Here is a 12821-nt window from a genome sequence, read left to right on the forward strand (position 1 = left end):
AATCAGTGGCTTAAAATAATTCAAATGAAAAATCTTAAAATAAATAATCGATTTACTGCTGAATTACCTGCAGATCCTAACGAAACAAATGAAGTTCGTCAGGTTTCTAAAGCGCTTTTTTCATACGTAAATCCGACCAAACCATCAAATCCTAAGCTTATTCACGTTTCTAAAGAAGTAGCTGAGTTGGTTGGTATTGCTGAAGATGAAATTCAGTCTGACGCGTTTTTGAATGTCTTTTCAGGAAAAGAGATTCTTCCCGAAACGCGTCCGTATGCTATGTGTTACGCAGGGCATCAGTTTGGGAACTGGGCAGGACAATTGGGCGATGGCCGTGCTATTAATCTGAATGAAGTGGAACATAATAACGATTTTTTCACCTTGCAGTTAAAAGGAGCAGGGAAAACCCCCTATTCCAGAACTGCTGATGGTTTAGCGGTTTTACGTTCTTCTGTCAGAGAATATCTCTGCGCTGAGGCAATGTATCATTTGGGTGTTCCCACTACCCGATCGCTTTCACTGATGTTGTCTGGTGATGATGTTTTACGTGATATTTTGTACAACGGAAATCCGGCTTACGAAAAAGGTGCAATCGTTTGTCGTGTTGCTCCCTCCTTCATTCGTTTTGGAAGTTTCGAAATGCTGACTGCCCGAAATGAATTGAAAAACTTAAAAGATTTTGTAGAATACAACATCAAACATTATTTCCCTGAGATAAAAGGTGAACCTAAAGAGCAATATTTACAGTTCTTTAAAACGGTTGCTGATAAGACACGGGAAATGATTTTGCATTGGCAGCGTGTTGGCTTTGTACATGGCGTTATGAATACGGATAATATGTCTGTTCATGGCATCACAATTGATTATGGACCTTATGGCTGGCTGGAAAATTATGATCCAAATTGGACTCCAAATACAACCGACAGTCAAAATAGAAGATATCGTTTTGGGAATCAGCCGCAAATAGCTCAGTGGAATTTGTATCAATTGGCAAATGCTCTTTATCCTTTAATTAACGAAGCTGAACCTTTAGAAAAAATACTGGAATCATTTATTACTGATTTTGAATCTGATTATAAAACTTTGTTTTTAAGTAAATTAGGTATATTTACTTTAAGTAAAAATGACGATAAGATAATTAATGCTTTAGAAACGGTTCTACAATTATCTGAAACTGATATGACCATCTTCTTTAGAAATTTGAGCACAATTCAAAAGACAGATTCAATAGAAAATGCGATAGAGAAAATAAAATATTCTTTTTATATCCCTGAAGAAATTTCAGGAGATATTCTGGATTCCTGGAAAAAATGGTTTAACGTTTATATTGAAAGATTAAAAACTGAAGCGCTTTCAGATGAGAAACGCTCGGAAAAAATGAACGTAATAAATCCAAAATATGTTTTGAGGAATTATATGTCGCAATTAGCAATTGATGCCGCTGATGAGGGCGATTATTCTTTGATCGACGAATTGTATTTGTTATTGCAAAAACCTTATGACCAACAACCCGAATACGAAAAATGGTTTGCAAAACGACCGGATTGGGCACGATCTAAGGTAGGCTGTTCTATGCTTTCTTGTAGTTCTTAAAGTTTTTTTTGCCACGAATTTCACGAATTTACGCTAATTTTAATCTCAATGCAAAAAAATAATTAGTGTAAATTCGTGAAATTCGTGGCGAACTTTTTCTATTTAGAAGTGATGTAATCCACAATCATATTGGCATGAACGCGGGAATTTTCGATGAACCATTTATGTGTCTGCATCCCGCCACAGACTACTCCGGCAAGAAATAAACCTTTCACATTTGTTTCCATTGTTTCAGTATTATAAGTGGGTGTTTTCAATTCATCGTCAGACAATTGAATGCCCATTTTTTCAAGGAAAGTCAAGTCCGGTTTGTATCCTGTAAGCGCCAGAACAAAATCATTTTCTATAGTAATTTTTCCGTTTGGAGTTTGAATTTCGACTTCATTATTACGTATTTCAGTAATATTGGATTCAAAATAGGCGGTTATACTTCCTTCCGCAATTCGGTTTTCGATATCCGGTTTTACCCAATATTTCACCCGGTTGTTAATTTCGTTTTTACGAATAACCATCGTTACATTTGCTCCTTTTCGCCAACATTCCAGAGCTGCATCAACAGACGAATTATTTGCGCCAACAACCAAAATGTTTCTAAAGGCATATTCATGTGCTTCTTTATAATAATGGCGTACTTTAGGCAATTCTTCCCCTTTTATATTCATTTCGATCGGAAGATCATAAAAACCGGTAGCGATTACAACATTCTTTGCTTCATATAAAGATTTATCTGTTGTAATTTTAAAAGTATCATTCTCTAGTTTTTCAACCTGTGTTACTTTTTCAAATAAATGAATTGAAAATTTAAAATAACGATGAATGTTTCTGTAATATTCTAAGGCTTCCTGACGACCTGGTTTTGGTGCAAGGCAATTGAACGGAATATCCCCTATTTCAAGTCTTTCTGCTGTCGAGAAAAAAGTCATGTATAAAGGATAGTTGAAAATACTATTTACAATTGCCCCTTTTTCAAGAATCAGATATCGCAGGTTTTTCTTCTGAGCTTCTATTGCGCAAGCTAATCCAATAGGACCGCCTCCAACAATGATCAAATCATATTGTTCTGTCATAACGCTATTTCCCCCACTGTTTAAAAGGATTTTTACTCAAATATGCGTTGTAATACCTCTCGTCATTGGTTACTTCTTCTCCCAGCCATTCCGGTTTTTCGAATGTTTCTTCTTCAGAAGTTAATTCAACTTCAGCCATAACCAGGCCTTCATTTTCTCCATAAAATTCATCTACTTCAATAATGTGATTTCCTGATTTTATTTCAAAACGAGTTTTTTCTATTTTGCCTTTTTCGCATAGTTTAAGAAGTTCTTGGGCTTCATCAACAGGGATTTCATTCTCCCATTCAAAACGGGACATTCCGCCTTGCTGGCTGATTCCTTTTATCGTAATAAAGCCTTTGTTTCCTTTTATTCTTACCCTGACGGTTCTTTCCGGTACCGCACTTAAGTATCCTTGTGCTATCTTATTTTGAGTAAAAGCCTGTTCTTTAAAATCAGTTGATTTTACAAGAAATTTTCTTTCTATTTCGACCATTTCTCTGCCTTAAGTTAATTTTTTACGCAAGTTACTCAAATTAATTCAGTCTTTAAATTGAGATTCATTAATTATAGACGCTTTACCTTCTTTTATAATTACCTCATAATTAAACACATAAGTTTAAAATAACTGAATATTAATGTATTATGTATTTATTTTTTTGTTAAATTTGATAGAATCTTAACTTCATTACTTATGTCTAAAAAAGCACTTTATCTATTAGGCATTGCAATAACGATCATTCTGGGCACTTTTCTGTACGTGAATTTTTGTTGCAATTGTACTATGAAAACACCGGCAGTTGATACTGAAAAAGTACCAGTTGTTGTGGCTCAGGACGCTATTTTTGTCCCTTTTATTCTAAATGGTTCGGGAATTGATTATCATACCAATGATAACATCAAGTTCCTTAAAAACAGTTTTGCAGTAGTGCTGCCTGTTAGTGATTCTGTATCAATTGGAGTTGAAAATCTTAAAACATTTTTAATTGCCAATCCAAAGCAAAAAGTAACCATAACGGGTTATGCTACTTCTGACGAAAAGAATACCACAACCTATGAAAATCTTGGACTTGCGAGGGCAAATGACATCAAGAAATTCTTTGTTTCCAAAGGTTTATCAGCTTCTCAGTTTGATACAAAGGGAACAATAATTGACAAGTGGAAAACAAGCTCTGATACTCTTTTAGGTCCTGCAGAGTACACATTTGAAGTTCTTGAAGCTGCTCCGGCCATAACGGATGAATGGGTAATTTTGAAAGATAAAATTAATGGAGATCCGTTAATTCTTCATTTCAGCACCAATAAATCAAGCAACAATTTATCTGATGCTGAAAAGCAAAAAGTGGCTGATCTGGTTAAATACATGGAACACGTTAAAGGGGCTGTTATTCTGGCCGTTGGACATAGTGATAACGTTGGTAATCGCGATTCTAATGTTGCTCTTGGGCAAAAACGTGCTGAATTTTCTAAAAACTATTTATCTAAAAAAGGTATTGACGGCAGCCGTATAACAACAGAGTCAAAAGGTCCCGATGAACCAATTGGTGAAAATACAACTCCGGAAGGTAAGGCAGACAACAGAAGAACTGTTATAACAATCAAATAATTAATCAAAATATACTATTATGAATATACCTTGTATCTTAATACCTGCGCTAGTGGGGTTAATCTGTGGAATTCTAGGTTACTTACTAGGAAAAATGAATTCAAAAGGAGATGATTCTCTTGCATTGTCGTTACAAGCTGACTTAGACGCATGCAAAGCAAATACAAGAAGTCTGAATGCCCGAATTTCTTCGCTTGAGGCTGATTTGGCCGCAAAAACTACTATTGGTTCGTCTACACAATCTTTTGTTGGTAATGCCGCTCAGGGATTATTGTTCGACAGCGCTTTGGCTGCTACAGTTTATGGTAAAAAAATAAAAGAAAACGATCTGAAAGTTGTAGAAGGAATTGGTCCTAAAATTGAAGCTTTATTCAATGCTGCCGGAATTACAAGCTGGCGAGAGCTGTCTGAAACTCCTACTGAAAAACTACAGTCGATTTTAGATGCCGGTGGCGAAAACTTTGCTATTCATAATCCAAGTACGTGGGCAAAACAAGCACTCTTGGCTTATCAGGGAAAATGGCAGGAACTAAAAGACTGGCAGCAAAATTTACTTGGAGGAAAAGAGTAATTTTTAGAAAAAGGTTCAAAGGAACAAAGGTACAGAGTTGCAAAGGTTTAAAGCTTTGCGTATTCTGTACCTTTTTTTATTCTACCATATTCTTTTAAACCTTTGAACCTTTGTCGCTCTGCCCCTTTGAACCTTCTAAAAAAATGAATCCCATTTTTTAGATGTATTGTACCGTAATTGTCCTTGTGAAACTTCAAGCGGACAATCGAAGTTGTTAGTGTAAAGCGCTCCGGTTCCTAAGCCCTGCGGCATTTTTGAGTTTTGAATGAATGTCCATTGTGAAATGGCATTTAGTCCAATATTACTTTCTAAAGCTGATGTAATCCACCATCCTATTTTAAGTTTTTCAGCTAAATCAATCCATTCTTTTGTTCCTCTGAAACCGCCAACAAAACTTGGTTTCAGGATAATGTATTGTGGCTTTATTTCTTGCAGCAATTTTTCTTTTTCTGATAATGAAAAAACACCTATTAGTTCCTCGTCTAAAGCAATAGGAAACGGACTAGTCTCGCACAAAGTTGCCATTGCACCGGTATTGCCTTTTTTGATTGGCTGTTCTATACTATGTAATTGAAATTGACTTAATTGATTCAGTTTTATTAAAGCTTCATTTAAAGCAAATGCACCATTGGCATCTACCCTGATTTCTATCTGATCTGCTGAAAAATGAGATCTTATGAAACGTAATAATTCTAATTCTTTTTCGAAATCAATTGCGCCAATTTTGAGTTTGATACAATTAAAACCATCTGCCAGTTTCTCTTCGATTTGCTGTTTCATATACGAAGCTTCGCCCATCCAGACCAAACCATTTATAGCAATCGATTTGGAATTATTGGTAAAATCAGAAGGAAATAATAAGTATGGATTTTCGCTTTTAAGGGATAAAAAAGCCATTTCGATTCCGAATTGTATCGACGGAAATTCTAATAAAGCTTCCCAAAGTTCTGTTTCACCCAAATGGATATTTTCGCATGCCCACAGCAGTTTCTCTTCATAGTCATCACGATCATCTGCGCTTAAACCACGAAGAATACCGCACTCTCCTATTCCTTTCTTACCGTTTTCTTCAAGAACAATAAACCAGGTTTCTTTTTCGGTCATAACGCCTCTCGAAGTTCCGGAAGGACGTTTAAACTCTAACATGTATTTGTGGTAAGTTGCTTTCATGGTAACGTTTTAAACCATATGAGTTATATAAGTTCATTTGAATGTAATAGCAAAATCTAAAAGTTCTATTATAATTATGCTTATAAAAAAACAAAATTGACTTTACTTTAAGTACTATAACTAAATGAACTTATATAACTTATATGGTGAAAATATTTTTAATTGTATAATTTCAAAACTCTTTCGAAGTCTTTTGTTGGTAATCCTGCTTTTTCGAAAACTGTAAAATCTTGCTTGGTTTTTTCTTTCCAGCTTAAACTGTCAGTAACGTTTTGCGTTTGGTATTTTTTATAAATAGCTTTCGCTTCGCTATAATCGTCACTTACCAAATATACATGTGCCAAATTTAGTTTTACCAATAACTCTGTGTCGTCTAGCTTTTCGCCTTCTTTTAGAAATTTTATGGCTTTTGCATATTGTTTGGTCAAAATGTAGCAGTATCCAAGAGCGCTATAATCGATTGCTGTTGCTTTTCCGTCATTAATAATGGTATTCAGTTTTTGAATTGCTTCATTGTACTTTTGTAATTTTATTAAAATTGAAGCCTGGGTTCTTAAGTCATTATAAACATTTTTAGAAATATCGGCATCATTATAACAGCTATTTCCAAAATCTTTATAGGCTTTGTTTTTTTCTACTGGCAATAATTTCTGAAACTCAGAATAACGGTATTGTTTGATGATTTTATTAAGTATACAAACACAAAAATCATCAGAATTGGCCATTTTCTGAGCCATTGTAGATGTTTTGCAAAGACTTATGATTTCATTTTTATTGTCTTGATTCCAGCCACGGTTTAGTTTTGTGTCGACCCACGGCACAACTTCTAAAACAATTTTTTGATTTAAAAGCCAGTTTTTACTATGGAAACCAAACCAGAGTGTGCTGATATCTTGTCCTAAGCAAGACGATTTATCAAGTGATAATCTTTTTGCATCCTTACTCAATGCTACTTCCTGAGCATAACATGCCTTATCTGTTTTACCGTCTGCAACGTATTTTTTTGCATTTTCGTTGGAAGTAAAAAGTGCATAAGTACAAGTATCATCGCCCGAAATTTTAGACATTAAAAAAACGGCTCCGGCTGATCCCTGACTTATTCCGGTGGGATCGGGAATTGATTTTAATACCGAAACCAGACTATTCGACATTTGCTGGTTTTCGTCTAAAAGCGTAATGCGGTATACGATTTCTGTCGTGCCAACGGGTAGATCTTCCGTTTTTAGAAGAATCCTGTCACGTGCTGAAACTATAATTTCTTTTGTTGTAGCGCGCTCTTTGTCCCAATACCCATCTTTTTGAGCAAAAGAATGATATGAAGATGCAATGAAAAGGAATAAAATTATTTTTTTGAAATTCATTCTCTATAGATTTAAACTTAATTTGCTTTCAATATATTTTCTGTAAACCTAACCCAATCATAATCATAAATACTTTTATCAATATAAAAATCAGGCTGAATACCTTTTTGATCAATTTGCATACCCGGAATTCTTAGACTTTTCGAAAGTGAATATCCTAACACTAGGTCTTTGCAGGGGAAATCAACAAAATGCATATTAGAAATATCTAAAACACCTTCTGTTGTTGTGCCAAAAAGTTTTACTTTTTTACTTTGCTTGGCTACCAACAAAAACTCCTCTGTTGTGCTTGCATTATTCTCATTAATAATTATGCCAATATTTTTTGGATTTGGATAGACTACATCAGACTTACGTTCCTGAACTGTACTACCTCCTAAACTAACAAATTTCCCAATATTAGCGTTTAGTTCTTCTAATCCGTTTATTGCCCATTTTTTCTCTTCGGGAGACCAATCTGGATCTGCAATAAATTCCTCCATCCTCTTATTGTTCTGGACTGTAGATAAATATTCAGTACCAACAGTTCTAATTGGATTTGTATATAAATACGGAATTATTTCCTGAAAACTGCCATCAGATCCGCCTCCATTATTTCTTACGTCAATTATTAAATTTTGTTTTGACAGAATTAGTTTTTTATTTACTTCAAGTATGCTATCAATAGCTTTTTTTTCAGTGTGTTCAAATGAAGGAATTCGCAGCAAAACGGTCTCATTTGATATTTCTTTGAGAAATGGCTTTTGAGTTGTTATTGCTTCAATGTAGTTCGCAATTTCAGGATTACTCTCAGGAGTATTGGGAAAACTTCTTTTTAGCGAGACAAAGCCAATCTTTAAAAAATTATTTCCAATCAGTTTCACTTCACTGAAGTTTTGAGCGGAGTAATCTCCTAAATAATATACTGCATTATATGTTTTGTCCCCGTTCTCTTTTATTTTAAATTTTACCTGATATGGCTTCCATTTTCTTCCTTTGGCTTCTAAAATATATCCAATATATTCATTGTTTCTTTTTACAACTCCAATAGTATAAGAATCTGAGATCCAAATCCCTTCAAAGCCGGGCTGTGAGATATTGGATAGATTCTTTTTTAATTGATCTTCAGTTAGGGTTATTTCTTCCCATTTTTTTTCAGATTCTGTATTTTTGGAAAGCGATTTATTTGCAAAATCAGGGTTTATCGCTAAAGATAAATGTGCCGGTCGAAAAAATAACAGCCAATCAAAAAGTACGTTCCTGCATTCGTTCAGGTCTTTGATTTTTTTTACTTTTTTGCTAAAAAGATTGTTGTGATTTTGATATTCGGTTAATCCTTTTTTATCAATTACATATTGAAAACCGGCGTCATTTTCTTCGAAGTTTTTTTTGAGCCAGTAAAAGTTATCTTCACAACTGCATTTTTGTGCAAAAGTGGTATACGAGACAGCAATAAAAACAAACGTCAGAACCGTTTTTAAATTCATGTTTATGCAATTTGATTAATGGACTGTATCATGTTTTTAATCCTTTTTTGAGCTTCTTCTTTTGTAATGCCGTTATAATAATCTTTTACAAAAGGGTGATCGAAATCTTTATGAGGAAAAATTTCCGGTCTGTCATTCCCAGCTTTCGTAACTACAGTGGTTGGAATACTATTTGAAAAATCATATTCGGGAATATAATTAGAAAGCCATCCAAAATATTGTGTTTCGTGATTTTCATTATCAAAATTATCAAGATAATCTTTAAAACTTTTTTCGCTTAGTGAGACCCAAAAACCATATTCAAGATCTTCACAATGATCATTCACGGTTTGAATTAGCACTACTCTAATAAATCGGTGAATATCATCGTCAGCATACTTAATTGCACAAAAATCTTCATCTATAACTGCAATCTCTTCTTTTTGTTCAGGAGAAAGATTGTTGTAACTGGCTGGTGAATCGTATGCTAATGCGGGCCAGCTTTCATGTTCCTGACCACAACAAGCGCAAATAAATTTAATCGTGTCGTTCATGTAGATTTCTTATGAATACTAAATCTTAGCCCCGATAGAGGCGGTATCCTTTTTTGAGAAGATTTTTTATCTTCTCAAAAAAGATATAGCCGAAAGCGGGAAATGGCTCCTCACTAAACTCCAATTCTTTAAATTCCAAATTCCAATTTTAAAAATCTGAATTATAAAAAGCTCGTTCGGGATGATTAATTATTATAATTCGATTGATTCTCCGATTTTCAGAAGCATCAAATCTTTTCCTTTATCAAAAAATTTACGAATAGCATCTTCGTGATTGATTTCGATATAACCAAAAGTATCAAAATGATAGCCCAGGATTTTATCGCATTCAATAAAGTCTGAAGCAATAATGGCATCTTCAACATCCATTGTAAAATTATTACCGATTGGAAGAATTGCCAGGTCAAGTTTGGTGCGCAGCGGAATGAGTTTCATGTCAAATGTAAGCGCTGTATCACCTGCAATGTAGATATTTTTATGCTCGCTTTCGATCACGAAACCACCGGGATTTCCTCCGTAGCTTCCGTCAGAAAAAGAGCTGGAGTGAATTGCGTTTACATATCTTACTTTTCCAAAATCGAAATTCCAGCTTCCACCGTGATTCATCGGGTGTGCTTTAAACTCTCTTTGAGCATAATAACTCGTGATTTCGGCATTAGAAACGATCGTTGCATTGGTACGTTTTGCAATAGCTTCGACGTCCAGAACGTGATCGCCATGTGCATGTGTAACCAGGATATAATCTGCTTTTAGTGTCTCTATATCAATTGCCGAAGCTTTTGGATTTCCCGTAATAAAAGGGTCAACAAGAATGTGTTTCCCTCCAACTTCAATGCCTAATGAAGCGTGTCCGTAAAATGTGATTTTCATTTTGTTTAATTTTTAAAGTTGAACTTTATTTTATCTTCCGCCTAAGAAAAGATTCACAATAATGTCTGAGATCAACGAAATCATACATACTGTTAGTAATATCGAAAGGAAAAACGTACTCAATGCAAGTGTTTTTAATTCCGGATCTAAAAGCTTAGGGTTTTGATTTTTATAAACCGTAATTAAATGTTTAGTTAAAGGGATGTACGCCAATAAAAATAAATACTGATCGAAATTATAATCACTCAAAATGGCAAAAAGAACTACCGCAACCATAGCGGTAATGATTAGCGTAAAATGATACACTTTTGCTTTTGCACCGCCCATTTGAACTACAATTGTATTTTTTCCTGATTTACGATCTGATTCTTCATCGCGCATATTATTAAGGTTTAAAACCCCTACGCTTAGCAAACCAATGGCTACAGCGGGAAGAATTAAAAGGGGATCAATTTCTTTAGAATATAAAAAGTTGACGCCCAAAGTACTTACCAATCCGAAGAAGATGAAAACAAATAAATCTCCAAATCCCCTGTATCCATATGCAGAATTACCAACGGTATAGCGAATTGCTGAAACAATTGCGGCTATTCCCAGCAGTAAAAAAAATATAGAATATCCGAAATTCGTTTCTCCAAATGCAAAATAGATCAGGGTAATTGCTGATAACAAAGTTAATATCGATGTTATTATTATCGCTTTTTTCATGGCTTGCGGTGTAATAACTCCGCTCTGAATAGCGCGTTTAGGGCCAATTCGATCTTGATTATCTGTACCTTTTACCCCATCACCGTAATCATTTGCAAAATTGGATAAAACCTGCAGGCCCAGTGTTGTTAAAAGTGCGAAACCAAAAATTTTCCAGCTGAATACCTCAGTTGGCGTATCAATAGCAGCTGTTGGGTTTGAAAGCGCGTAAATGCTTCCTACTATAATTCCGGAAACTGATAAAGGCAATGTGCGCAATCGTGCGGCTTCAATCCAATGTTTCATTCTTTTTTAATTTTAGATTTTAGAGTTTTGATTGTTAGATTCTAAATTTAGATTGCAGATTGCAAAAATCTAAAATCAGAAATCTAAAATATTTTTATGGCAGCCATTTATTTTCGCCAAAGTTTGGTTTTCTTTTTTCTAAGAAAGCGTTTCTTCCTTCTTTTGCCTCTTCGGTCATATAAGCCAAACGGGTTGCTTCTCCGGCAAAAACCTGCTGTCCTACCATTCCGTCGTCTGTGAGGTTCATGGCGAATTTTAGCATCTTTATAGAAGTTGGGGATTTTTGAAGAATTTCCTGGGCCCATTCATAAGCAGTATATTCTAACTCGTCGTGTGGAATAACCGCATTTACCATTCCCATATCCATCGCTTCCTGAGCAGAATAGTTTCTTCCTAAAAAGAAAATCTCACGTGCTTTTTTCTGACCCACCATTTTTGCCAGATAGGCAGATCCATAGCCACCGTCAAAACTGGTTACATCAGCATCTGTTTGTTTAAAAATTGCGTGCTCTTTACTGGCCAAAGTCATATCACAAACCACATGCAGACTGTGACCGCCTCCAACTGCCCAGCCCGGAACAACTGCGATGACTACTTTTGGCATGAAACGAATTAAACGCTGCACTTCAAGAATATTCAAACGGTGTTGACCGTCTTCACCAACGTAACCCTGATGGCCGCGCGCATTTTGATCGCCTCCGCTGCAAAAAGAATAAACGCCGTCTTTGGTCGATGGCCCTTCTGCAGAAAGTAACACTACTCCTATCGAAGTATCTTCTTGTGCATCGTAAAAAGCCTGGTATAATTCTGAAGTTGTTTTAGGACGAAAAGCATTTCTGACATTGGGTCTGTTGAAAGCAATTCTTGCAACTCCGTTACATTTTTTATAAGTTATATCTTCAAATTCTCTGGCAGTTATCCAATCCATTTCTATTTGTTTTGTTTTAAATAATTATAGCGTAAAAATAAAGCATTTTTATATTTTTACCTACTCAATTTAGTTTAAGTCTGTGAGAAAATGACTTCTAATGTTAACAATTGGCATTTACAGACAAAAAATAACATTTTTTAACATTAGTTTCGAAAAATAATAAGTAATTTTACACCCTAGAAATCAATTAGATACATTTTATTTTATTGATTTATGATTGATTTTCTTTCACTGATTTATTAACCTAAAAAATGATTTTTTTGAGAAAATTTAAAAAATTTGTCGCTCATTTTTTCATGGTTTTTATTAGTAAACCCTTAAATAATGGGCAAATGATTTATTCATTTGTTGAAACTTCGAAAAGGAGACAGTAACACCTAAGGTTAAATGCTAGAATTGTTTAGTAATTAGTATAAAATTGATTACGAAAAGAGGAAAAAATGCTAACTAAAACTTTCTATAAGTTATTTTATCAAACCAATGGATTAGCCGTGAACTTAACGTTTCGCTTTTAATATGAATGTATAGATTGTTTAAAGACATACCGATTCAGAAAGTGACTTCTAAAATTTTTAAAGCTGTTATTTTTTGAATGGATTCGAATTTATTTTATTTCTGTTTTTTTTTAATTACAATTTTTTTTAAAACTAGAATAAAAAGGGAAAGGCTGCTTGTAAT

Annotated in this window: 12 protein-coding genes; 3 read left to right on the forward strand and 9 right to left on the reverse strand. The window is 34.6% G+C overall.

Features of this window, described 5'->3' with window-relative positions; all coding sequences use genetic code 11:
* Positions 1 to 24: 24 nt before the first annotated feature.
* Positions 25 to 1593 carry a protein adenylyltransferase SelO gene (locus tag B0A67_RS14835; protein ID WP_072964425.1) on the forward strand — a complete coding sequence of 523 codons (1569 nt, stop codon included), beginning with the start codon at positions 25 to 27 and terminating at the stop codon, positions 1591 to 1593.
* Between the two features lie 98 nt (positions 1594 to 1691).
* On the opposite strand, the gene B0A67_RS14840 is transcribed toward B0A67_RS14835, so the two are convergent.
* Both B0A67_RS14840 and B0A67_RS14845 read right to left on the reverse strand, forming a co-directional pair.
* Positions 1692 to 2660 (reverse strand): YpdA family putative bacillithiol disulfide reductase, encoded by a 969-nt coding sequence (locus B0A67_RS14840; protein ID WP_072964426.1) that lies wholly within the window; start codon positions 2658 to 2660, stop codon positions 1692 to 1694.
* A gap of 4 nt (positions 2661 to 2664) precedes the next feature.
* A complete protein-coding gene (locus tag B0A67_RS14845; protein WP_072964427.1) occupies positions 2665 to 3138 on the reverse strand; it encodes a CYTH domain-containing protein in 474 nt (157 codons plus the stop codon).
* A 198-nt stretch (positions 3139 to 3336) separates the two neighbouring features.
* Between B0A67_RS14845 and B0A67_RS14850 the strand changes: the two genes are divergently transcribed.
* Positions 3337 to 4248: an OmpA family protein gene (locus B0A67_RS14850; RefSeq protein WP_072964428.1), complete on the forward strand. Its 912-nt coding sequence runs from the start codon at positions 3337 to 3339 to the stop codon at positions 4246 to 4248.
* A gap of 19 nt (positions 4249 to 4267) precedes the next feature.
* The gene (locus B0A67_RS14855; RefSeq protein WP_072964429.1) at positions 4268 to 4819 is read left to right on the forward strand and encodes a hypothetical protein; all 552 of its coding nucleotides are present in this window, start codon (positions 4268 to 4270) and stop codon (positions 4817 to 4819) included.
* Positions 4820 to 4954: 135 nt separating this feature from the next.
* On the opposite strand, the gene B0A67_RS14860 is transcribed toward B0A67_RS14855, so the two are convergent.
* From B0A67_RS14860 to B0A67_RS14890, 7 genes are all read right to left on the reverse strand, one after another.
* Positions 4955 to 5989, reverse strand: coding sequence for an o-succinylbenzoate synthase (locus B0A67_RS14860; RefSeq protein ID WP_072964430.1), 1035 nt, complete (start codon positions 5987 to 5989; stop codon positions 4955 to 4957).
* Positions 5990 to 6147: 158 nt separating this feature from the next.
* Positions 6148 to 7350, reverse strand: coding sequence for a tetratricopeptide repeat protein (locus tag B0A67_RS14865; protein ID WP_072964431.1), 1203 nt, complete (start codon positions 7348 to 7350; stop codon positions 6148 to 6150).
* A gap of 17 nt (positions 7351 to 7367) precedes the next feature.
* Positions 7368 to 8816 carry a S41 family peptidase gene (locus tag B0A67_RS14870; RefSeq protein WP_072964432.1) on the reverse strand — a complete coding sequence of 483 codons (1449 nt, stop codon included), beginning with the start codon at positions 8814 to 8816 and terminating at the stop codon, positions 7368 to 7370.
* Positions 8817 to 8818: 2 nt separating this feature from the next.
* Positions 8819 to 9349 (reverse strand): DUF2199 domain-containing protein, encoded by a 531-nt coding sequence (locus B0A67_RS14875; RefSeq protein ID WP_084074634.1) that lies wholly within the window; start codon positions 9347 to 9349, stop codon positions 8819 to 8821.
* 192 nt (positions 9350 to 9541) lie between these two features.
* Positions 9542 to 10219 carry a metal-dependent hydrolase gene (locus B0A67_RS14880; protein WP_072964433.1) on the reverse strand — a complete coding sequence of 226 codons (678 nt, stop codon included), beginning with the start codon at positions 10217 to 10219 and terminating at the stop codon, positions 9542 to 9544.
* Between the two features lie 30 nt (positions 10220 to 10249).
* Positions 10250 to 11212 (reverse strand): 1,4-dihydroxy-2-naphthoate octaprenyltransferase, encoded by a 963-nt coding sequence (menA, locus tag B0A67_RS14885; RefSeq protein WP_072964434.1) that lies wholly within the window; start codon positions 11210 to 11212, stop codon positions 10250 to 10252.
* Positions 11213 to 11306: 94 nt separating this feature from the next.
* Positions 11307 to 12140 carry a 1,4-dihydroxy-2-naphthoyl-CoA synthase gene (locus B0A67_RS14890; protein ID WP_072964435.1) on the reverse strand — a complete coding sequence of 278 codons (834 nt, stop codon included), beginning with the start codon at positions 12138 to 12140 and terminating at the stop codon, positions 11307 to 11309.
* Between the last annotated feature and the right edge of the window lie 681 nt (positions 12141 to 12821).

It is taken from the genome of Flavobacterium aquidurense (assembly GCF_002217195.1).
Lineage (GTDB): Bacteria > Bacteroidota > Bacteroidia > Flavobacteriales > Flavobacteriaceae > Flavobacterium > Flavobacterium frigidimaris.

What these genes read in the sequence shown, in the direction of transcription:
- B0A67_RS14865 (WP_072964431.1), bottom strand. Translation starts at nt 7,350, where the DNA reads ATGAATTTCAAAAAAATAATTTTATTCCTTTTCATTGCATCTTCATAT.
- B0A67_RS14840 (WP_072964426.1), bottom strand. Translation starts at nt 2,660, where the DNA reads ATGACAGAACAATATGATTTGATCATTGTTGGAGGCGGTCCTATTGGA.
- B0A67_RS14835 (WP_072964425.1), top strand. Translation starts at nt 25, where the DNA reads ATGAAAAATCTTAAAATAAATAATCGATTTACTGCTGAATTACCTGCA.
- B0A67_RS14870 (WP_072964432.1), bottom strand. Translation starts at nt 8,816, where the DNA reads ATGAATTTAAAAACGGTTCTGACGTTTGTTTTTATTGCTGTCTCGTAT.
- B0A67_RS14875 (WP_084074634.1), bottom strand. Translation starts at nt 9,349, where the DNA reads ATGAACGACACGATTAAATTTATTTGCGCTTGTTGTGGTCAGGAACAT.
- B0A67_RS14855 (WP_072964429.1), top strand. Translation starts at nt 4,268, where the DNA reads ATGAATATACCTTGTATCTTAATACCTGCGCTAGTGGGGTTAATCTGT.
- B0A67_RS14845 (WP_072964427.1), bottom strand. Translation starts at nt 3,138, where the DNA reads ATGGTCGAAATAGAAAGAAAATTTCTTGTAAAATCAACTGATTTTAAA.
- B0A67_RS14880 (WP_072964433.1), bottom strand. Translation starts at nt 10,219, where the DNA reads ATGAAAATCACATTTTACGGACACGCTTCATTAGGCATTGAAGTTGGA.
- B0A67_RS14890 (WP_072964435.1), bottom strand. Translation starts at nt 12,140, where the DNA reads ATGGATTGGATAACTGCCAGAGAATTTGAAGATATAACTTATAAAAAA.
- B0A67_RS14860 (WP_072964430.1), bottom strand. Translation starts at nt 5,989, where the DNA reads ATGAAAGCAACTTACCACAAATACATGTTAGAGTTTAAACGTCCTTCC.
- menA (WP_072964434.1), bottom strand. Translation starts at nt 11,212, where the DNA reads ATGAAACATTGGATTGAAGCCGCACGATTGCGCACATTGCCTTTATCA.
- B0A67_RS14850 (WP_072964428.1), top strand. Translation starts at nt 3,337, where the DNA reads ATGTCTAAAAAAGCACTTTATCTATTAGGCATTGCAATAACGATCATT.